The organism is Henriciella mobilis (assembly GCF_003576315.1).
GTDB classification, from domain to species: Bacteria; Pseudomonadota; Alphaproteobacteria; order Caulobacterales; family Hyphomonadaceae; genus Henriciella; species Henriciella mobilis.
In genome coordinates, this window is record NZ_QWFZ01000017.1 from 242,777 (window position 1) to 264,265 (window position 21,489).

The window sequence follows — 21,489 nt, forward strand, 5'->3', positions numbered from 1 at the left end:
GGAACCGGCTGGTTTGTTTAACGTCTCTTCCGGGTGCTGGAAGGGAGATTGCCATGTGGAAGCTGCTTCGCGGATTCTCGCTCGTTTCATCGAAGATCGTGGCGACCTTCTTCATGGTCATCTTCATGATGCTGCTCGGCTTCGCCTTCTTCCCCGACCTTCTTAACCGGCTGTCCGATTTCACGAACTGGATCGAAGGCAACATCCGTGACCCTGACATGGATGAGCGCGGCAAGTTCCTGTTCCGCACGCTGGTCAATGAAAACACGATCTTCGGCATCATCATGACGCTGATTGCGCGGGCCGTCGTGGAATTCATCTTCTGGATCAGCGGCGTGCTGTGGCGGCTGGTGAATCCGCCGGAAGAGAAGGATGAGGCTCCTGCGCCCAAGCCTGTTGGCGATGCACCGCCGACCTATTACGGCAACTGAGGATTTTTGCGGTCCCGGCATTTAAGCCATCAGCGTTTTGCCGTAAGGCCGGTCCGGAACCGACAGGAGAGATTCATGGAAAAAGAAGAAACGCTGCGCCTTGAGGCCTATCTCAAGGAAAAGCTCAATCCCGGAATCCGGCTTGTGTCGCGCAGCCAGACAGACGATTCCGTCGAAGTCTATCTCGGCGCCGAGTTCATCGCCGTCGTCTACAAGGACGTCGACGAGGGCGAAGTGGCCTACCAGTTCCAGATGACGGTTCTTTCCGAAGACATTCGGGGCTAGGAACGCTACCATCGCAGGCATGCTGCTGCGGGCCGACAATCTCACAAAGTCATTTGGCGATACGCGGGCCGTTGACCGGGTGAGTTTTGCGCTGGATGCCGGCGAGACGCTGGCCCTGATCGGCCATTCCGGCTGCGGCAAGACAACCACGCTGAAAATGCTCAACCGGCTGATCGAACCTGATGAAGGGGCGGTCACGCTGGGCGGGGTCGATGCGTTCGGCATGCCGGGGCATGCGTGGCGCCGCCGGATCGGTTTCGTGATGCAGCATGCCGGCCTGTTCCCGCATATGACGGTGGCGGAGAATGTTCTCGTGACGCCGGCCCTTCTGGGTTGGGACGATGAGCGCCAGCAGTCCAAGCTCAACACCTTGCTCGATATGGTCGGCTTGCCGGCGGCAGAATATGCGGGTCGCTATCCGGCCGAACTGTCCGGCGGGCAACGCCAGCGCATAGGCCTGGCGCGGGCACTGGCAGGTGAGCCCGACATCATCCTGATGGACGAGCCGTTTGCCGCCCTCGACCCGCTGACAAAGGACGGGCTGATCGAGGATATCGGAGGGCTGAAGCGCGAGCTTGGCTTCGCTACGGTTCTGGTGACCCACGATTTTGCCGAAGCGCTGCGTCTGGCCGATCGTATCGCTGTGATGAGCGACGGCCGTATCGTGCAGGTCGGCACGCCGGAGGAGTTGATCAGCGCTCCGGCCAGCCCGGTGGTGTCGGATCTCCTGAAAGCCCCGCGCCTGATGGCCGAACGGGTCGGTCGGGCCTTTGAAAGCGGGCAGACATGAGCGGGCTGTTCGCAGAGGAGTGGGCGGTCTTTCCCGGTCACTATGCCGGGCATCTGCGGCTGGCGATGGGCGCGCTGCTGGCGGGGCTGCTTGTCTCGGTGCCGCTTGGCATTCTCTCGGCACGGCGTGAGGCACTGGCCGGTCCGGCGCTGGCGACGGCGAGTGTCGTACAGACCATTCCAGGCCTTGCCCTGCTGGCGCTGATGGTGCCGCTGATGGGCGGCATGATCGGCTTCTGGCCGGCCTTCGCGGCACTGTCGCTCTATTCCATCCTGCCAATGTTGCGAAACACGATTGTCGGGTTGCAGGGCGTCGACGCCGATATTCGCGAGGCAGCGCTGGCGGTCGGCATGACGGCGAGGCAGCGGCTGAAGCAGGTCGACCTGCCCCTGGCGGCACCTGTGATCGTTGCCGGTCTGCGCACGGCGTCGGCCTGGGTGGTCGGCACAGCGACGCTGTCCACGCCCGTCGGGGCACGCAGCCTCGGCAATTATATCTTCCAGGGCCTGCAGACGCGGAACTGGGCCATGGTGCTGTTCGGCTGCCTTGTCTCGGCGGCGCTGGCCCTCGCCCTGGACCAGGTCATTGGGCAGTTCGAAAAGTCCGCGCAGAAACGCTCTCGCGTGCATGCGCTGGCAGGTGTGGCGGGCCTGATGCTTATAGTCGCGCCGGCGCTCTCCGTCTTCGCGTCGGGGCAGGGCGGGCAACGCAGCGCGGCGGCGCCGGGCGAGGTTGCGGCCGCCAGCACGCTGAAAGGCCAGACAATCGTCATCGGCGCCAAGGGCTTTACCGAACAGTACATTCTGGCTGACCTTCTGAAGCGGACCCTCGAGGCCGATGGCGCACGCGTTGAGATCCGCGATGGGCTGGGGACGACGGTCGCCTTCGATGCGCTCGCCAACAATTCCATCGATGTCTATGTCGACTATACCGGTACGATCTGGGCGGCGCTGATGAAGCGCGACGAGCCGGTCCAGCGCTCGGCCATGTATGCGCGCGTCACGGCCTGGCTGCTGAATGAGCGTGGCGTGATGGCGGCGGGTAAGCTCGGGTTCGAGAATGCTTACGCGCTTGCGACCAGCCGGGAGACGGCGGCCGAGCATGATCTTGAGACAATCGCCGACCTGTCGGGCCTCGACATCTCCATTGCCAGTGATCCTGAATTCTTCGGACGCTCGGAATGGACGCGCACACGTTACGCATACGGCCTGCAGTCGCTTCAGACCCGCAGCATGGATTCGGCCTTTATGTATGATGCGGTGAAGGGCGGCGAGGTGGGGCTGATCACCGCCTATACGACCGACGCGCGGATCGATGCGTTCGATCTCGTCCTGCTGGAGGACACGCGTGCGATCCTGCCGCCTTATGACGCCTTCCTGCTACTCTCACCGCGGGCCGGCGAGAACGAAGCGTTGCTGAACGCGCTGGAGCCGCTTCAGGGCGCAATCGATACCGGTCTGATGCGCCGGGCGAATGGGAAAGTCGACATGGAGCGCCAGAGCGTGAGCGAGGCTGGCGCATGGCTACATGGGCGGGTGTTTCAACCGGTCGAATAGAAAACGGGCGGCCCGAAAGCCGCCCGCCTGTTTCTGGCCTTTCCTTGCTGATTGGACCTAAAGAACGTCGAGCATTTCCGCGACGAGCGGGTGGCGGACTATGTCCTTGCCTTCGAGATAGATCACTTCGGCGTCGGAAAGGCCCTGGAGCTTTTCCGCCGCCTGGGCGAGGCCGGACAGGGACGGCAGCAGGTCCGACTGGGCCGGGTCGCCGGTAACGGCCATTGTGGAGTGCCAGCCAAGCCGGGTCAGCAGCATCTTCAGCTGTGTATAGGTGCAGTTCTGCGCCTCATCGATGACCACGAAGGCATTGTTGAGCGTCCGCCCGCGCATGAAGCCGATCGGCGCGATCTCGATCAGGCCCTCGGCCATCATGTGCTTGAGCTGCTGCGGCGAGAGCCGGTCTGCGAGCGCATCGTACAGGGGGCGAAGGTATGGCGCGAGCTTGTCTTCCATCGCGCCGGGCAGGAAGCCGATCTGCTCGCCGGCTTCAACGGCTGGCCGCGACAGGATGATCCGGGCGACCTTGCCCTTCTGGAGCGCCTCGACGGCCTTGCAGATGGCGAGATAGGTCTTGCCCGTACCCGCCGGCCCGAGGGCGCAGACCAGCGACTTGGTCTCGAGAGCCGTCATGAGGCGTGCCTGGTTCTCCGAGCGCGGCTTGATGTTCTTCTGGTAGCGCTGGTCGCGCGGCGTGTTCGGGTTCCTCACCTTCTCGGCATCGTCTGGATGCCACCCGCCCTGAATGGCGTACAGCCGTGCCTCGCTGCGCGATTTTCCTCCCATTTCCTCGAAGAAGCCCATCGCTTCCAGTTCGGCATTGGCTTTCTGACGCTTGGCAGAGGCTCTTTTACCCATGTGAGGATCTCCTTTTTGGGTACAAAAAAACCGCCGGGCGAAAGCGCGCGGCGGTGGCGGGAAAACGGGAAGAGGAGGCATCGGGCCCGCGGGACGGGCCGGGTGGTGTGTCTGGCAGAGACGGTCTGGGGACCATCGGCACTTGCCTCCCGAATCTCTCAACCATTAGAGGTTACCAGTATTAAGCGAGCCTTAACCAGACCATTCCGCTTGCGAAATTTCTATGACAGGGAAAGGATTTCAAACATGGCACTTTTCGAGCTCGATGGCGTAAAACCGGTCACGCCCGAAAGCGGCAACTTCTGGGTGGCCGACAATGCGACCGTCCTCGGCCGGGTGATTCTCAAGGAAAATGCGAGCGTCTGGTTCAATTGCGTCCTGCGCGGGGACAATGACCCTATCGAGATTGGCGAGAATTCCAACATTCAGGACAGCTGCGTGCTGCACACCGACCACGGCGTCCCGCTGACGATCGGCAAGGATGTCACGGTCGGCCACATGGTCATGCTGCATGGCTGCACGATCGCGGACGAAACGCTGATCGGGATCGGCTCGACCATCCTCAACGGGGCCAGGATTGGCCGCAACTGCATCATCGGGGCACATTCCCTGATCCCCGAAGGCAAGGAGATACCGGACAATTCCCTGGTCATGGGCGCGCCGGGCAAGGTCGTGAAGCAGCTGACGCCCGAACAGGTCGCGCTGATCAAGGCCTCTGCGCAGGGCTATGTCGCCAACTGGAAACGGTTCAAAGCGGGGCTGAAGCCGCTCTAGCGTTCAGTCGTTGCTGGCGACGAGTTTCACGCGCGGTTCGGGTTCACGGACATCCGGCGGGAAGATCGCGGTCACGCGGTGGCGCCAGACGGGCCGGCCTTTCAGCCGATGGTCGCCGCCAAGGGTCTGATAGAGTCCAAGCACGCGCGGGCCGCCATCCATTTGGGCAGGCTGGGCAAGCGGGGCGAGGATCAGTTCGACGTCGATCCGCTCACCGGTGAGGTTCTCGGCGCAGGCGCGGACGATGGCCGGCTGACGTTCCAGCACGGCGGACTTCAGCACGAGGCCCAGCATGTCCCGGTCGGGGCCGGTCCAGAATCCCAGGAAATTATAGTCGGCCAGCTGACGGCCGAGCGAAGTTTCGATCTGCGCGCCGGCGGTACGGAATGCCCAGTCACTTTCGCCTGCGTCCTGGATAACGAACAGGCGGGAAATGAGATCGGGATGGTCGCGGGTTTGCGGCCCGTCGATGCCATCGGTGGAATCTGTATGCATGCGCTGCCAGGCTGACAGGAGAGTCAGGCTGTTGGGATGAAGGGTCGTGTCCAGCATTTAGCGGTGCTCTTGCTCTTTATATTCATCACGTTGGTTGGCACGGCCTCCCAGCCGCAGCGATCCCCACGTCGCAATACCCGGGCCAGCTGCATTCCCTTTGCAGGCGATGGCGTGTCGCGCGGCTGTTTCATTTTTCCCGGCTCGGGGGAGAAACGGCACGGAAGATGCATCCTGTCAGGGGAATTGCCACGGAGATCTGGTATGCGCGTCTCAACTCGGAACATTCTTGCGGCTGCTGCAGGCCTGACAACGGTCATTGCGCTTGGAAGCGCTGCATTCGCCGGTGGTGGAAGCGGCTGCAACACCTGTGCAGCGCCGCCGCCACCGCCGAGTTACACACCCCGGGACAACGCGCCATGCTGCACGGCGGGCCGCCAGCACGGTGTGCATGTGCCAGGCGTGAACATTGGCGGGCCGAATATCTCGATCACAGGGTCGAATGTGAATGTGGGTGGTGGACGCCTGCACATCTCCGGCGAGACCTATCTGAATGTTAATGCAGGCGCATCCGCCTCCAGCGAGGTCTATGCCTATGCTGGCGGCGGTGGTGGCTTCTCCGGGCCGGCGCCGGTTGCGACGTCCGCGATCGATGGGCTGAACGTCGTCGGTAGCGGCGAGACCTACACCGAAACCGTGACCGAGCAGGTGCCGACGCTTGAGGAATACTGCGTCGACGAGATCAGCTATCGCGAAGTGCGCATGGCCGTTCAGGCGGTCTGCCTGGACGATACGGGCGCGCCCCATCCGGCTTCCCAGGTCGAATCCGGCCAGTCTGTACCCGGTGATTATCGCGGCGAGATCTATCGCTGCATGGCCGGCACGCGCATGCAGGTCACGCTTGGGTCTGTCGAGAATGGCGAGGCCAATTTCGACCACGGACAGACCATGGCCTGCGCAAAAGGCGAGGCGCTTGTCCAGACGGCGGGCGGCGAACTGGCCTGCAAGCCGCAGATCCCGCAACGCAACTGTAATGAACGATCGCTGCTGCGCCGCTATGGTCCCGGCATCAAGGTCGTGCAGACCCGCCGCGCCGAGAAACAGTGTGTTCCGCAGCAGCGCACCGTCATGAAGACGGTTTCACGCGAAGTTGAGCGGGTCCGCGAGTCGGCGCCCAAGCCGATGGTCTTCGACGGCGGCGTTGGCCAGGGCGTTTACTGATCGAAGAACACTTCAACATCACGTGAAACTGCAATGCCCCGCTTTCTAGCGGGGCTTTTTTTTGGTCCTGTTCCGGAGCGAGGTACAGCTGATTCGCTGTGTCGCAGCCTTGGTGCCTTGCAACCATGCATGGCTTCGTGACAACTTTGATAGAGCCTGTCCCAGGCTCAAACCATAATAAAACAAACAGATCAGGAGACGTGAGATGAAGTTGGCTCCCAGAACTTCGAATTCGACATATTCTTTCAAGACCGCACTTTGCCTCGGTGTCGGGCTTGGGGTTGTGATGGCCGCCGCGCCTGTCGCTGCCGCCCAGACGGCCGATGCTGCCGAGGCCTCGGCGCAGGAAGAGCAAGGCCAGGACGCCCAGCGCCGGCTGAACGCTGTGGTTGTCGAGGCAACGCGCCGCGAAGGGGTGACCGTCCAGGACGTGCCGGTATCGGTCACCGCATTTGACGCTGCCTTGCTGGACGATACCGGCGTTGCCCGGCTCAACGATCTTGAGCAGATCGCGCCGTCCATCCAGGTGTCGCAGACCGAGTCGGCGGCATCCGGGACGAGTATCTCCATCCGCGGTATCGGTACCGGTGCGAACAATCCGGGCTTCGAGCCGGCCGTTGGTGTCGTGATTGACGGCGTTTACCGCACGCGCACGGGTATTGCGCTTTCGGAGCTGCCTGAACTGGCCGGCATCGAAGTCCTGCGCGGGCCGCAAGGCACGCTGTTCGGGCGCAACACGTCTGCCGGTGTCGTCTCGATCAATACCGCCAAGCCGCAATGGGATCCGGAAGCAAGCCTGACGGCAGGTGTCGGCAATTACGGCATGTACAGCGCCGAAGCCTCGGTGACCGGTCCGATCTCCGATACGATGGCGGCCCGTGTCGATGTCAAGCGCCGGGTGCGCGACGGCTATATCGATGACGTCAATTCCGACCGTGAGTTCAACAATCTCGACCGCTTCCTGATGCGCGGCCAGCTGCTCTTCGAACAGGACGATGCGAGCCTTCGCCTGATCGCCGATTATGGCAAGACCGATGAAGACTGCTGCATCGGTGTGAACCTGATCCAGGGACCGACGGCTGCTGCGGTGAACGGCGCTGCCGCTCTGGCCGGGCTTCAGGGTTTCGCAGACGCCAGCCCGGACGACTACAAGGTCGCGCTTTCGCCCAACCGTCCGATCTCTGACGATGTCGAGGAGTGGGGCGTATCGGCCGAGTATCGCAACCGTTTCGGCACGATGAACTTCACCTCGATCACCGCCTATCGCGACTGGCAGGCCATTCGTGATCAGGACATCGACTTTTCGGGTATCGACCGCGCCTATCGCGATGGCACGGAGATCACCGACAAGGTGTTCACGCAGGAGTTCCGCCTGCAGGATACCTATGGCCCGCTCGACTGGCTCGTCGGTGCGTTCTACATGAATGAGGAGCTTGGCTATAGCGACACGATCCGAGTCGGCACCCAGGCCAATCTGTACACGGACTTCATTTCGGCCGGCGCAACCGGTGGGCAGCTGTTCGGTTCTCTGCCGGGCGTTCCGCCGCTGCTTGGTTACGTGAACCCGGCGACCGGCGCGCCGACACTCCCGACGGCGCCGGGCGCCGTGCCGTTCTTCCTGCCGCAATTCTTTGACGGTGCAGGCCAGAACAATGACGATTTCGAGGTGAAGACGAATGCTGCTGCGCTCTTCACGCACAATGAAATCGCGCTGACGGACAAGCTGACCGCGACGATCGGTGCGCGCGTCAATTACGAGGAAAAGGATATCGAGTACGACCTCAACTCGACTGTTCCCTCGTGTGATTTCTTCCTCAACAACCCGGCAGGCGGGGCGGTTGTCCAGAACCTTATCGCCAGCGGGGCAGGCAGCCTCGTCCTGCTGTCGTGTAACCCGGCTGTGAATACCGAGTACAACGGCACCGACAGCGACAGTTTCGATGAAACAACGGTCACCGGCACAGCCAAGCTGGCCTATGCCTTCACGCCGGATTTCATGTCGTACGTGTCCTATTCGCGCGGCTTCAAGGCCGGCGGCTACAACCTCGACCGTTCGGGCTTTGACAGCGTGCTGTTTGGTGGCGATGGCGCCCAGCCATCCGACCTGCAATTCGATTCAGAGACGGTCGACAGCTATGAGCTCGGCTGGAAGGCGAGCTTCGACCAGATCGCAGCGACCCTCAACGGTGCCATCTTCTTCCAGGAGGTTGCCGACTTCCAGGAGAACGTCTTCACGGGCACGAATTTCCGCGTCCTGAATTCGGACGTCGAAAGCTACGGCCTCGAACTGGACGGTTCGATCCAGCCGGTTGACGGGCTGACGCTGCAGGCCGGCTATGCCTACACAAAGGCCGAACGTAAGACGCAGCTTCGCACCCCGCGTGGCGACGGCACGTTCGACATCCTTGCGGAGTCGGGGGTCCAGCTTTCCAACACGCCGGAACATGTGCTGACGGCATCAGGAACCTATCTTTACGATATCTCGCCTGACCTGCGCGGTCTGTTCCACCTCAACGCCCGCTACAATTCGGAAACGGCGACGTCCGATTCCACGCGCGGGATCGCTGACAATGATGCCTATGCGCTGTTCGGCGCGCGTGTCGGCATCCAGGCGGCAGACGGCGGCTGGGAGTTCTCGGTATTTGGTGAGAACATCACCGACGAGTACTACAACCTCGCTTCGTTCAACGTGCCTGAGCAGACCGGCACGGTTGCCGTCTATCCGGGCCTGCCGGCGATGTACGGCGCGGAGTTCAAGGTGAACTTCTAGGGCGACACCCAAAGACATTCAGAAAGCCCCGCCAAACCGGCGGGGCTTTTTTTATGGCGTCCGGCGCTCGCTGGCGCGCAGGGCGAAGATCGTCACGATAAAGCTCAGCACTTCAAAACCAGCAAAGAACCAGCCGCTGAAGGTCGGGCTGTCGCCAATGATCAGGGAGGTCATCCGCGCCAGCGTGTATCCGCCCATATAGACCAGCAGGACAAACAGGGCCGGGCGCTGGAATGCGGCTGGGCGCAGGGCACCGGCGGCCGTCATGGCGGCCATGCCGAGGCTGACGCCGCCAAAGATGCCGCGCATCTCGAAGGCCGCGTTCGGACCGCTGACCGTCACGTCCAATTGGCTGGTCATGCCAAGCGGATCTGCGAGCGACCAGGCGCCGAAGGCGAGAAACATGAGGGCCATGAAGGCCAGGAAGAGACGTATAAGCATGAATGCCAATCTAGATCGCTCGCGCACGCTGGCCAGATACAGAAAAACCCCTGCCGGGTGCGAGGGGGGCAGGGGTTTCTCCGGGATCGGCAGATCCACAACCGGAAGAGCTGACTACTCTCCGGCTGATTGCAATGTGGCCGAGTTGCCGATGGCGGTGGCCGATCCGTAGATGCCGTTGCCATAGACGCTCGTCGCCTGGCCGTAGGCGTAAACCTGGCCACTATTCGTCTGGTTGATGCGGCCGCCGACGGCGGCATCGCTGCAATAGTTGCAGACCGTTGCGGTCGCGGCATTGCCGATGGAGGTCGCCGAGACCATGCCCGTGCCGCCCACCCAGGACTGCCCGGAGAAGCTGGCCTGGCTGCCGACGGTGCCGTCATTGGTCTGGTTGGCATAGATCGCCGTGTCGGAGCCGACATTGGAAATCAGGGCCGAATTGCCGACGCCATAGGACGATGCGGTCGCATAGCCGGACCAATGGTCGAGGGTGACATAGGTCTGGGCGTCGATGTCGGCGCCATTGCGCTGCTCGACCGGTTCGCCTTCCTGTCCAAGCGATGCATAGCCCCATTCATTGTAGACAGTGGCTGAGTTGCCGAACGCATTCGTCACCGCGCTGACATTGTTGCCGTCATTCATATAGACGTCGGTCGCGGCCTGCACGGACGAGCCAGCGGCGGTTTCCTGCTGGACCCGGTTGATGTTCGTACTGGTGTAGCCGGTCGAAGACGTCGCATTGGCGCCGGCGGACGTGGCGAAGCTGGCATAATAGCCGTCGCAGCACATGTCCGCGTCGGTTTCAGCGATCACATCGGCCGAGCTTTGCTGGACCTGGCTGGCGTCGCTTTCCCCATAATTGTTGTCAGTGCTGGACACGTTGGCGATGGCTGTCGTCGCCGAAGCCAGCTCGCTTGCGCCGAGCAATTCGATATCGGTGTAGGCTTCGACCAGGCCGGACGCGGTCTGGTCAGCGTAGTATGCGTTCGATCCGTAATCTGTCCCGCCCTGGGAGGCGTTGCCATAGGATGTGGTCGTCGCGACAGCCGTGCCGGCGGAATAGCCGCGCAGGCGATTGGTCGCTGTCGACCGGGCATCGAAAGTCTGTGTGATCTCGCTGGAGACATCCCCGGAAATCCGCAACGCCGCGGCAGTGTTGCCGAGCGACGTCGCGGTCGAGACGGCTGCACCTGTGCTTTCGGGGACATACACATCCATGTCGGCCCAGACATCATTCAGCTGGAGCTGATTGATCGCGCCTGCCTCCGGATCGCTGTCCTGGGCGCTTGCTGAGCCCGCGCCGAGGGCGAGAGCGAGGGCCGCGGCCAGTGTAAGTCTGTTGGTGGACCTGATCATGCCGGTCTCCTTGAAGTGTCAGCCGGAGCTGCTCTTGTCCTAGTTGCGGCCGCGCAGGTTCGGATCGCGCTTGTCGTGCCAGGCGGCGACCTGTTCGCGTGACGGGCCGTTATAGTCCTCGAGCGAGCCGCCAAAGGGTTCGAAGTCGCCCGTTGTGCCATTCGTGGAGATCGCGCCGACGGTTGCATCGCAGATCTGGCTGGATGGGACGGCATAGAGATTGGCCATCATTTCCAGGACGGCGCGTTCGATGACCGAGCGCACGGCCAGCTGGATCGGCTCCTGGGCGCGGCCGCCGACGCCGACGTCGAACACGTTGCCATTGGCGAAATCGAAGATGCCGAGCGAAACCTCGCGGCCGATGATCTGCTTCTGGTAGGAGATCACATCGACGACTTCGAGCGTTTCGGTATCAACGAGGCGAAGATCGAGGCCGACATTGATGACGTAGAGCTTGCCGCCGAAGGAGCCTTTCGGGTCCATCGCATCGGTGTCGCCGACGAAGGCTTCGGCGCCAACTGAACGAATATTGTAGTTCAGCTCGGTGATGCCGCCGACGAGATAGAAGTCGGAGCCAGGAATGGAGCCGGCCGTGATCTTGCGGAAATTGTCCGGCTGTTCGTCACCGATCAGCTTGTTGTTTGCGTATTTCAGTTCGAGCTCGGAAACCGAAGTATCGAATCGCTCAACCAGGCGTGCGCCGGATTTGGCGAAAGCGGAAATCGCCATCAGGGACGCGCCCTGCGTAACGCGGCGGCCGCCTTCGAGGTCAGCCTTGCCTGTATAGTCGAGAATGCGGCCAACGGCGATGCGCGGGGCGCGGTAGCCGGACTGGCGGGCATAGTGGCCCATGCAGACCAGCCCATCAGAGTAAGGCGTCGGATTGGCGGTCACGGGTGCATTGCCGATCGGCTTGGCGTACTGCCCGCTCGGTCCGGCGACGGGTGACACGCAGCCTGCAGCCAGGAAGGCTGCCGAAATGACCGCGCCGAAGATGCTCTTGCGGGCCGATTTCTTTTCTCCGGTCAGGACATTCATTGGAGGTCGAGCTCCCCGTTCAGGACCACGGTCTGGTCGCCATTATTGATCTGTGTCGAATCGATGATCACCGTATTGTAGTTGCCGGTGGTGATCACATTGAGCTGGTTGCCGACAGCGGTCCCTGTGCCGATCATGCCGGCGGCACCTTCAGTCTGGCCCCAGCCGGTGTAGAGACCCGAGCCGAGACCGGTGCCGCCCTCGAGAAGGCCGTTGACGATGACGCGGTTGCCACTGGCGTCACGACCGGCCGCAGAAAAAGGCTGCGATTCCTGGCCGAAGCCGAAACCGTAAGGACGCTCGAATTCGGAAACCGTCGAAGCGGCCTGGGCTTCGGCTTGCGGAACGACGGCGATAGCCGTCAGGGCCGCCAGGCCGAGAAGTCCTGTAATGGAGTCAGTATTGAATTTCATCTGCCGATCCCTTTTGGGGCTGTTTGCGGAAGATGGTTGCAATGGGTGTGCCAGTTCAGGGGAGTGGTTCGTCCCATTTTCGCGCCTGTGGGGAACAAGGCAGCAGGGAATTTGAGGCCTGATGATACGCCTTGCAGGCGAGTCCTGTCCCAAACCGGCACGCGCCGGGCCGATTCGCGATGCTTCTTCGCGCGTGCGCCCACGTGTGATAGGATGACGCAACGATAAAAAACCGGGAGGATGTCCATGCTGATAGAGCAGATTCTGAAGACCAAGGGCGGTGACGTCACAATCATCAAGGCCGATCACACACTCGCTGAGGCGGCGAGGATTCTGGACGAGGCTCGAATCGGAGCCGTGGTTGCGATGAATGGCGATCAGCTGGCCGGCGTCCTGTCGGAGCGTGATATCCTGCGTCAGGTTGCCCGGCACGGCGCATATGCGCTTCAGATGACGGTCGAGAACTCGATGACCCGCGGCGTGATCACCGCAACGCCCCAGGAGACGATCGATCAATGCCTCGGCCGGATGACTGACCGGCGCATCCGTCACTTGCCAGTTCTCCGGGATGGCAGGCTTGCCGGCATCATTTCCATTGGCGATCTGGTGAAGTGGAAGATCGAGGAGCACAAGGCTGAGGCCGACGCCATGGCCGAGTACATCAAGGGGGGCTGAAGAAATCCCCCGTCAGGCGATATTTCTGCTTGCCAAACGGCACGAACAGATTGTATATGGCCGGTTCCATCAGAAACGCCTCTGTCTTTGCGGGGCCGGTTGATATCGGCTCGGTGAGGCAGCGTTTTGCGCTAAAATTGCGGGAAACGGCTTTGCTGCCATTATCCTGCAGAGAAGTGCAGAAGGGTTGTTGACGGAAGATGGGGTGGCGAATAGAAGCCGCTCTCCTTCTGAAAGGGCCCGCCGGAAACACGGGGTTGCTTGCAGCCTTGGCCTTCCGGTTTGTGCTTTAAATTCTGCGGTTCGGGTGCTCATGCACCACCAACTGCAGAGGGTGCAGAAAAGGGTGTTGACGGAGTTCTGGCTGGCTCATATATGCCGCCACTCTCCTGAGACGCTCACCGGTCGAGACGGTGCCCAAGGGCACTATCGAATGAGCCGGTTCTGCGCTGAAAATTGCAGGTTTCGCGGTTCGCTGCGATCTTCTGCAGAAAGCGCAAAAAAGGGTGTTGACGGGGGAAAGGGTGGCCCATATAAGCCGCCACTTCCGGCGCGGGGCAGACTGCTCCAGACCGGGCCGGGCCAAGCGCCCAGCTGTTTGACATCGCAGGGATTAGGAAGAGAAACGCAGGCGGCATGAATTGCTTGCGGAGCCTCAGGCTCCACGACGATCATGACGAATGCGTTTCAAGTGAAATACCTTTTCATAATATGACCGGTTTCGGCCGGTTAGTTTGTGATGAGGGTTTCTCGTCAAAACGCAAAATTGCAATCAGCAATTCTCCGTCCGGTTTTCCCCGGATGGATTTCGTCAGAGATCGGACACTCAACCTGAGAGTTTGATTCTGGCTCAGAACGAACGCTGGCGGCAGGCTTAACACATGCAAGTCGAACGACATAGTGGCAGACGGGTGAGTAACGCGTGGGAACGTGCCCTTTACTACGGAATAGCTTCTGGAAACGGAAGGTAATACCGTATACGCCCTTCGGGGGAAAGATTTATCGGTGAAGGATCGGCCCGCGTTAGATTAGATAGTTGGTGGGGTAATGGCCTACCAAGTCTACGATCTATAGCTGGTCTGAGAGGATGATCAGCCACACTGGGACTGAGACACGGCCCAGACTCCTACGGGAGGCAGCAGTGGGGAATCTTGCACAATGGGCGAAAGCCTGATGCAGCCATGCCGCGTGAATGATGAAGGCCTTAGGGTTGTAAAATTCTTTCGCCAGGGATGATAATGACAGTACCTGGTAAAGAAGCCCCGGCTAACTTCGTGCCAGCAGCCGCGGTAATACGAAGGGGGCTAGCGTTGTTCGGAATTACTGGGCGTAAAGCGCGCGTAGGCGGGCTGTTAAGTCAGATGTGAAAGCCCGGGGCTCAACCCCGGAACTGCATTTGAAACTAGCAGCCTAGAGACCAGGAGAGGTTAGCGGAATACCGAGTGTAGAGGTGAAATTCGTAGATATTCGGTGGAACACCAGTGGCGAAGGCGGCTAACTGGACTGGTACTGACGCTGAGGCGCGAAAGTGTGGGGAGCAAACAGGATTAGATACCCTGGTAGTCCACACCGTAAACGATGAATGCTAGTTGTCTGCGCGCATGCGTGCAGGTGACGCAGCTAACGCATTAAGCATTCCGCCTGGGGAGTACGGCCGCAAGGTTAAAACTCAAAGAAATTGACGGGGGCCCGCACAAGCGGTGGAGCATGTGGTTTAATTCGAAGCAACGCGCAGAACCTTACCCGCGTTTGACATGCCCTGTTTGGTTACCAGAGATGGTTTCCTTCATTTAGTTGGCAGGTGCACAGGTGCTGCATGGCTGTCGTCAGCTCGTGTCGTGAGATGTTGGGTTAAGTCCCGCAACGAGCGCAACCCTTATCCTTAGTTGCCAGCACGTCTGGGTGGGCACTCTAAGGAAACTGCCGGTGCTAAGCCGGAGGAAGGCGGGGATGACGTCAAGTCCTCATGGCCCTTACACGCGGGGCTACACACGTGCTACAATGGCAGTGACAATGGGATAATCCCCAAAAGCTGTCTCAGTTCAGATTGTCCTCTGCAACTCGAGGGCATGAAGTTGGAATCGCTAGTAATCGTGGATCAGCATGCCACGGTGAATACGTTCCCGGGCCTTGTACACACCGCCCGTCACATCATGGGAGTTGGTTCTACCCGAAGACTGTGCGCTAACTTCGGAGGCAGCAGGCCACGGTAGGATCAGCGACTGGGATGAAGTCGTAACAAGGTAGCCGTAGGGGAACCTGCGGCTGGATCACCTCCTTTCTAAGGATGCTTTCTGACAGTCCGGCTCCGGCCAGGCTTCGAAAGCTCTTATAGACATAGCTGCAGAGCTTGCTCTGACAGCAAAACATATGCGGCAGTTCGTGCCGTCTTCGTTTCTCTTCCTTCATTCGCCGTACCGGCCAGCTGGGCGGCATAGTTCAGCGAGCCCCCGGGTCCTGGTTAAGGGCCGGTAGCTCAGGTGGTTAGAGCGCACGCCTGATAAGCGTGAGGTCGATGGTTCAACTCCATCTCGGCCCACCACGACCCAGAGGGAGTGCGCCGGGCCCTATGCCATAGCCGAACAGTTCTGGTGTTAGGGGCCTTAGCTCAGCTGGGAGAGCGCCTGATTTGCATTCAGGAGGTCAGCGGTTCGATCCCGCTAGGCTCCACCAGGTCTTGTGGCGAATGAAAGAAGTTCAAGAGTTTCCGGATCTCGTATCCGGGATGTTTGTAAATCGTGAGGGAAAGACTGATCCGGCTCGTATCGCCGCTCGGCTCGAATTTATTCGGGTCTGGTGATGCCAGCTTCAGCCGAACAACGTGGGTGTCATAGGAGTATGACATAACAGCCCGCGCCAAAGGGTCAGTCTGCAAGAAACCAACATGTCTGATCTGAAATATGTGTAGCGGATGCGAGCGCCTAGTGCGTTCACCTCCGCACACGAGTTTCGAATGAGATCAAGCGTCAAAAGGGCATCCGGGGGATGTCTTGGCGGTAAGAGGCGATGAAGGACGTGGCACTCTGCGATAAGCTGCGGGGAGATGAGAGCAATCTTTGATCCGCAGATTTCCGAATGGGGAAACCCATCTCCGAGATGAAGGACTATTGGCTCGCTTAGGCGGGCCCGTTGTCTTTCATTTCACTAGTGAGATATTTCACACTGAATACATAGGTGTTGAAAAGCAAACCCGGGGAATTGAAACATCTAAGTACCCGGAGGAAAGGACATCAATTGAGACTCCGTTAGTAGTGGCGAGCGAACGCGGACCAGGCCTGGTCTGAAACAAGGAGAATGAGCTGGGAAGCTCAACCAAAGTGGGTGATAGTCCCGTATCCGTAAAATGAAGACCTTTTAGAGTAGGGCGGGACACGTGAAATCCTGTCTGAACATGGGGGGACCACCCTCCAAGCCTAAGTACTCCTTACCGACCGATAGTGAACCAGTACCGTGAGGGAAAGATGAAAAGCACCCCGACGAGGGGAGTGAAACAGTACCTGAAACCGGATGCCTACAAGCAGGTGGAGCCCTTCGGGGTGACACCGTACCTTTTGTATAATGGGTCAGCGACTTAGTGTTGCGTGCAAGCTTAAGCCGTTAGGTGTAGGCGTAGCGAAAGCGAGTCTGAATAGGGCGACCGAGTACGTAGCATTAGACCCGAAGGCAAGTGATCTATGCATGGGCAGGCTGAAGGTGGGGTAACACCCACTGGAGGGCCGAACCGTTGTACGTTGAAAAGTACTCGGATGACCTGTGCCTAGGGGTGAAAGGCCAATCAAACTTGCTGATAGCTGGTTCTCCGCGAAATCTATTTAGGTAGAGCGTCAGATGAATACTCCAGGGGGTAGAGCACTGGATGGGCTAGGGGGACTCACCGTCTTACCAAACCTTACCAAACTCCGAATACCTGGAAGTACTATCTGGCAGACACACGGCGGGTGCTAACGTCCGTCGTGAAGAGGGAAACAACCCTGACCACCGATTAAGGTCCCCAAATTATAGCTAAGTGTGAAAGGATGTGGGGTTGCTTTGACAATGAGGAGGTTGGCTTAGAAGCAGCCATCCTTTAAAGAAAGCGTAACAGCTCACTCATCAAGCGACCCTGCGCCGAAAATGTAACGGGGCTAAAGCTATATACCGAAATCGTGGGCTCCATTGGAGCGGTAGCGGAGCGTTCTGTAAGCCTGTGAAGGTGTCCTGTGAGGGATGCTGGAGGTATCAGAAGTGAGAATGCTGACATGAGTAGCGATAAAGAGGGTGAGAGACCCTCTCGCCGAAAGTCCAAGGGTTCCTGCGTAAAGCTAATCTGCGCAGGGTTAGCCGGCCCCTAAGGCGAGGCCGAAAGGCGTAGTCGATGGGAACACAGTTAATATTCTGTGGCCTGGGAGTGTGTGACGAATTTCGAAAGTTGTATCCCCTTATTGGATTGGGGGTGCAGCCTGGAAGTTCCTGGAAATAGCCCTCCCGCAAGACCGTACCCTAAACCGACACAGGTGGACTGGCAGAGCATGCCAAGGCGCTTGAGAGAACGATGCTGAAGGAACTCGGCAAATTACCTCCGTAACTTCGGGAGAAGGAGGCCTCATACTGGGCAACCAGCTATGAGGGGCACAGACCAGGGGGTTGCGACTGTTTATCAAAAACACAGGGCTCTGCGAAGTCGCGAGACGACGTATAGGGTCTGACGCCTGCCCGGTGCCGGAAGGTTAAAAGGAGGAGTGCAAGCTCCGAATTGAAGCCCCGGTGAACGGCGGCCGTAACTATAACGGTCCTAAGGTAGCGAAATTCCTTGTCGGGTAAGTTCCGACCTGCACGAATGGCGTAACGACTTCCCCACTGTCTCCAGCATCGACTCAGCGAAATTGAATTCCCCGTGAAGATGCGGGGTACCCGCGGTCAGACGGAAAGACCCTGTGAACCTTTACTGCAGCTTTGCTGTGGCATCATAAAGTGTATGTGTAGGATAGGTGGGAGGCTTTGAAGCTTGGGCGCCAGTCTGAGTGGAGCCGTCCTTGAAATACCACCCTTATTCTTTGTGATGTCTAACCGCGCCCCTGGATGGGGCCGGGACCCAGCATGGTGGGCAGTTTGACTGGGGCGGTCGCCTCCTAAAGAGTAACGGAGGCGCGCGATGGTAAGCTCAAGACGGTCGGACATCGTCTGTTGAGTGCAATGGCATAAGCTTGCCTGACTGCGAGAGTGACAACTCGAGCAGAGACGAAAGTCGGTCATAGTGATCCGGTGGTCCCGAGTGGAAGGGCCATCGCTCAACGAATAAAAGGTACTCCGGGGATAACAGGCTGATGATGCCCAAGAGTCCATATCGACGGCATCGTTTGGCACCTCGATGTCGGCTCATCACATCCTGGGGCTGGAGCAGGTCCCAAGGGTTCGGCTGTTCGCCGATTAAAGTGGTACGTGAGCTGGGTTCAGAACGTCGTGAGACAGTTTGGTCCCTATCTGCCGTGGGTGTTGGAAACTTGAGAGGATCTGTCCTTAGTACGAGAGGACCGGGATGGACATACCTCTGGTGGACCTGTCGTGGCGCCAGCCGCGCAGCAGGGTAGCTATGTATGGACGGGATAACCGCTGAATGCATCTAAGCGGGAAACCCACCTCAAAACCAGGTTTCCCTTGAGAGCCGTTCTAGACTAGGACGTCGATAGGCTGGGTGTGGAAGCGCGGCGACGCGTGGAGCTAACCAGTACTAATTGCTCGATAGGCTTGATCTTGCGAAGCTTCGTGTGTGGTGGTGAACGTACCAGCACACTTGCTTTCAGATCGAAAACACCGACCTACCAAGTGGTAACAAGTGAACATGTTGGTTCTTTCGCTCCATTGCCCGTTTCCGCCGACCCGGTGGTTATGGCAGGGGTTCCCCACCCGATCCCATTCCGAACTCGGTCGTTAAGTCCCCTCGCGCTGATGGTACTGCATCTTTAGATGTGGGAGAGTAAGTCGCTGCCGGGTCTGCTGAAACGGGCGGTGAGGCGAACACACTAATCCTTGCAGACAAGTCTTTCCTTCACAATTTCCGCCTCCGGGCGGGACGTGGCCGGCCGTCAATGCCGGTTCGCGATTTGTCCGGCCCCTCGTGGCCGGATTTGTGTTTTCGGGGCCGCGCATCTATGTGTTGTTCCGGCAAAAGCTGACGCGGGATGGAGCAGTCCGGTAGCTCGTCAGGCTCATAACCTGAAGGTCGTAGGTTCAAATCCTACTCCCGCACCCAAATAGGCCCCTGAAAATCTTCGGATTTTCGGGGGCTTTTCTTTTTAACTGAAATGGCGAAAATTTGCCGTGGTAGCATTATGGTAGCAGATTTCGGGATTGTGGTTCGAAAAGCTGTGGATTTTGCTGCCCTGGGAACTATCGGGGCCGTCTTAGGGCGCATGTTTTGCGTGAGCTATGAGAATGCAGGGGAATCTGCAGAATGAAAATCGCCTAATAGGAGAACCGTCACAGACTTGGATTGAGCGGCTTGAGGGATGAATTCAGATCTTACGACTCGTCGCGAATATCGCGCCTAATTTTTATTCGACAAGTTTAATCGGCACGCCGGTTTTATCCCCCGCCGGGGACGAGGACCCCACTTCACCCATCAATCCGTAAATGAGAGAATTGACTTCCCGTTCAGGGAGATACAAATCGCTCGCAATGTCAGAAACCGTTCGTCTTTCCGACCACAAGGATTGGAGAATCTTCTTCCAAACAACGGAGGTTTCTCGTGCGATAGGATAGGGCTCATTTTTATTGAAGTTTCGCTTCGATATTTCGATACAGAAATCTCGGTATCGCCAATCGGTGATGACTTCCAATTTATGCAGCCTGTAAGCGAGAGCAGCCGCGGAGACTCTCCATCGCTTCTTCTGCTGCAGGACCTGGTTGAGATACCGAACGCGAGGAAGCACTGCGCGCACATCTGAGGACGGCATCAAAAAGGAGCCTGCAAATGCATTGGCTTCATTCTCTGCTTCCCGACCCACGCACGCCCCATCCTGATGAAGAACGAGATGTCCTAATTCATGAGCAGCATCGAAACGGCTGCTTTCAGCGCTCTTGAATGTATTGAGATAGACGAAGGGGCGCTCATTTCGCCAAATCGCAAAGGCATTCATTTTCGCGGTGTCTTCAGAAAGAGAAAAAACGCGTACACCCTTCGACTCGAGAAGCTGCACCATATTAGAGACCGGCTTCTCGCCGAGAGACCATTCTTCACGCAAAACCCGAGCGGCGACTGTTGGGCTATATAGGCTTAGATCTGGAACCTTCACGGCAGGCAGATTGAATCGCTCTTCAATCCAGTCAGATACAATAAAGCCGATCGCACCTGCCGAGAGCGAAGCATCTCTTATGCCTGCAGTCATGCTTGTCAGGCTTCGAAAGCTTGCCCCTTCAGCCTCTTCGATATCTGAGAGATAAAAGAATTTCTCGGGAAAACCGGTCGCTTTTGCAAAAGACTGCACAGTCTCGTCTGAGGGCTCAGTCTCGCCATTCTCACATCGCGTGATCGTATGCGCCGCCAAATTCGTTGTCTCGGCTAACGCCTTCTTGGTTAGCATGGCACGTTTTCGTGCGATGCTAAGTCTGGTCGGACTGAAAGACATTTTACGACTTCTTGCTTACCGGAATGTCGAAGTCTTCTGCTCCTGGATCCCCATCGGTAAGTTTCGTGACGTCTGGCCCGTCTTCTCCGGGCGCAATTAGCACAATACGCTCGTGAAAACCGACAAAATAGCCGCCCTCAATATGGTCTGCTCCCTGAAAAGTGGTCCATTATTTGAGTTAGTTCCGGCTTCAGATATGGAGCTGAGACATGGGCAAGAGATCTACGCCTGAAGAGATTATTGCGAAGCTGCGGGAGGTGGAGGTGCGCCTTGCTCGCGGTGAGACGACGGGTCAGGCCGTGCGTTCGATCGGCGTGACGGAGCAGACCTACTACCGGTGGCGCAAGGAGTATGGCGGGCTGCAGGTTGGCCAGGCCAAGCGGATGAAGGAGATCGAGAAGGAGAATGCGCGGCTTCGCCGGGCGATCTCCGATCTGACCCTCGACAACCAGATCCTTCAGGAAGTCATCAAGGGAAAGTTCTAAGCCCTTCACGCAAACGCGAAGCGGTCGATCATGTGGTTGAGACACTCGGCGCAACCGAGCGCCGGGCCTGCCGTGTGATCGGCCAGCACCGTTCCACTCAGCGCAAGCCGCGCGTGCCGCGTCAGGACGAGGATGTGCTGACAGCAGCCATCATCGCCCTGGCGGAACGGTTCGGCCGGTATGGCTACCGCCGGATCACGGCCCTGCTGAGACGGGATGGCTGGCATGTGAACGAGAAGCGCGTCTATCGCATCTGGCGGCGTGAGGGGCTGAAAGTGCCAATGAAACAACCGAAACGTG

15 protein-coding genes, 3 tRNA genes, 3 rRNA genes and 1 pseudogene are annotated in these 21,489 nt (G+C 59.0%); 15 read left to right on the plus strand and 7 right to left on the minus strand.

From position 1 onward, the window contains the following. Positions 1-53: 53 nt before the first annotated feature. The 4 genes from D1227_RS10355 to D1227_RS10370 all read left to right on the plus strand — a co-directional run bounded on the left by D1227_RS10355 (position 54) and on the right by D1227_RS10370 (position 3,062). Positions 54-431, plus strand: coding sequence for a hypothetical protein (locus D1227_RS10355; RefSeq protein ID WP_119377482.1), 378 nt, complete (start codon positions 54-56; stop codon positions 429-431). Between the two features lie 75 nt (positions 432-506). Further along, complete coding sequence (locus tag D1227_RS10360; RefSeq protein ID WP_119377481.1) at positions 507-716, plus strand: DUF3126 family protein; 210 nt, start codon at positions 507-509, stop codon at positions 714-716. Positions 717-735: 19 nt separating this feature from the next. Then, positions 736-1,506, plus strand: coding sequence for an ATP-binding cassette domain-containing protein (locus D1227_RS10365; RefSeq protein ID WP_233350062.1), 771 nt, complete (start codon positions 736-738; stop codon positions 1,504-1,506). Then, positions 1,503-3,062: an ABC transporter permease/substrate-binding protein gene (locus D1227_RS10370; RefSeq protein WP_119377480.1), complete on the plus strand. Its 1,560-nt coding sequence runs from the start codon at positions 1,503-1,505 to the stop codon at positions 3,060-3,062. Before D1227_RS10365 ends, D1227_RS10370 begins: the two co-directional genes overlap by 4 nt. Positions 3,063-3,119: 57 nt before the next feature. Here the strand turns inward: D1227_RS10370 and D1227_RS10375 are convergent, their stop codons facing one another. Continuing rightward, positions 3,120-3,920: a PhoH family protein gene (locus tag D1227_RS10375; RefSeq protein ID WP_119377479.1), complete on the minus strand. Its 801-nt coding sequence runs from the start codon at positions 3,918-3,920 to the stop codon at positions 3,120-3,122. A 246-nt stretch (positions 3,921-4,166) separates the two neighbouring features. On the opposite strand from D1227_RS10375, the gene D1227_RS10380 reads away from it, so the two are divergent. Continuing rightward, positions 4,167-4,694, plus strand: a complete 528-nt coding sequence (locus tag D1227_RS10380) for a gamma carbonic anhydrase family protein (protein ID WP_119377478.1) — start codon at positions 4,167-4,169, stop codon at positions 4,692-4,694. Positions 4,695-4,697: 3 nt separating this feature from the next. Here D1227_RS10380 and D1227_RS10385 read toward each other — a convergent pair whose 3' ends face one another. Next, the gene (locus D1227_RS10385) at positions 4,698-5,246 is read right to left on the minus strand and encodes a PAS domain-containing protein (protein ID WP_119377477.1); all 549 of its coding nucleotides are present in this window, start codon (positions 5,244-5,246) and stop codon (positions 4,698-4,700) included. Between the two features lie 204 nt (positions 5,247-5,450). Between D1227_RS10385 and D1227_RS10390 the strand changes: the two genes are divergently transcribed. Beyond that, a complete protein-coding gene (locus D1227_RS10390) occupies positions 5,451-6,407 on the plus strand; it encodes a hypothetical protein (protein ID WP_119377476.1) in 957 nt (318 codons plus the stop codon). Positions 6,408-6,612: 205 nt separating this feature from the next. Further along, the gene (locus D1227_RS10395; protein ID WP_119377475.1) at positions 6,613-9,177 is read left to right on the plus strand and encodes a TonB-dependent receptor; all 2,565 of its coding nucleotides are present in this window, start codon (positions 6,613-6,615) and stop codon (positions 9,175-9,177) included. Positions 9,178-9,228: 51 nt separating this feature from the next. On the opposite strand, the gene D1227_RS10400 is transcribed toward D1227_RS10395, so the two are convergent. The 4 genes from D1227_RS10400 to hfaA all read right to left on the minus strand — a co-directional run bounded on the left by D1227_RS10400 (position 9,229) and on the right by hfaA (position 12,425). Then, complete coding sequence (locus tag D1227_RS10400; protein ID WP_119377474.1) at positions 9,229-9,618, minus strand: DUF4345 family protein; 390 nt, start codon at positions 9,616-9,618, stop codon at positions 9,229-9,231. A 114-nt stretch (positions 9,619-9,732) separates the two neighbouring features. Beyond that, complete coding sequence (gene hfaD / locus D1227_RS10405) at positions 9,733-10,974, minus strand: holdfast anchor protein HfaD (RefSeq protein ID WP_119377473.1); 1,242 nt, start codon at positions 10,972-10,974, stop codon at positions 9,733-9,735. A 39-nt stretch (positions 10,975-11,013) separates the two neighbouring features. Next, positions 11,014-12,012 (minus strand): holdfast anchoring protein HfaB, encoded by a 999-nt coding sequence (hfaB, locus tag D1227_RS10410; RefSeq protein ID WP_119377472.1) that lies wholly within the window; start codon positions 12,010-12,012, stop codon positions 11,014-11,016. Next, positions 12,009-12,425, minus strand: coding sequence for a holdfast anchoring protein HfaA (gene hfaA, locus D1227_RS10415; RefSeq protein WP_119377471.1), 417 nt, complete (start codon positions 12,423-12,425; stop codon positions 12,009-12,011). The genes hfaB and hfaA overlap by 4 nt, the downstream gene beginning before the upstream one ends. A 246-nt stretch (positions 12,426-12,671) precedes the next feature. On the opposite strand from hfaA, the gene D1227_RS10420 reads away from it, so the two are divergent. The 7 genes from D1227_RS10420 (at position 12,672) to D1227_RS10450 (ending at position 19,329) form a co-directional block, all read left to right on the plus strand. After that, positions 12,672-13,100, plus strand: coding sequence for a CBS domain-containing protein (locus tag D1227_RS10420; protein WP_119377470.1), 429 nt, complete (start codon positions 12,672-12,674; stop codon positions 13,098-13,100). 827 nt (positions 13,101-13,927) lie between these two features. Next, positions 13,928-15,381, plus strand: a 16S ribosomal RNA gene (locus D1227_RS10425). Between the two features lie 184 nt (positions 15,382-15,565). Further along, positions 15,566-15,642: transfer RNA gene (locus tag D1227_RS10430), tRNA-Ile, on the plus strand. Between the two features lie 55 nt (positions 15,643-15,697). Beyond that, a tRNA-Ala gene (locus D1227_RS10435) sits at positions 15,698-15,773 on the plus strand. Between the two features lie 284 nt (positions 15,774-16,057). Further along, a 23S ribosomal RNA gene (locus tag D1227_RS10440) occupies positions 16,058-18,832 on the plus strand. 123 nt (positions 18,833-18,955) lie between these two features. Next, a 5S ribosomal RNA gene (gene rrf, locus D1227_RS10445) occupies positions 18,956-19,070 on the plus strand. Together the 16S, 23S and 5S rRNA genes with 3 tRNA genes alongside form the textbook arrangement of a ribosomal RNA operon. A gap of 182 nt (positions 19,071-19,252) precedes the next feature. Beyond that, positions 19,253-19,329: transfer RNA gene (locus D1227_RS10450), tRNA-Met, on the plus strand. 301 nt (positions 19,330-19,630) lie between these two features. On the opposite strand, the gene D1227_RS10455 is transcribed toward D1227_RS10450, so the two are convergent. Further along, a complete protein-coding gene (locus D1227_RS10455) occupies positions 19,631-20,704 on the minus strand; it encodes an XRE family transcriptional regulator (RefSeq protein ID WP_119404647.1) in 1,074 nt (357 codons plus the stop codon). A 209-nt stretch (positions 20,705-20,913) separates the two neighbouring features. Between D1227_RS10455 and D1227_RS20185 the strand changes: the two are divergent. Next, positions 20,914-21,489, plus strand: a pseudogene (locus D1227_RS20185) (IS3 family transposase); the annotation flags it as partial.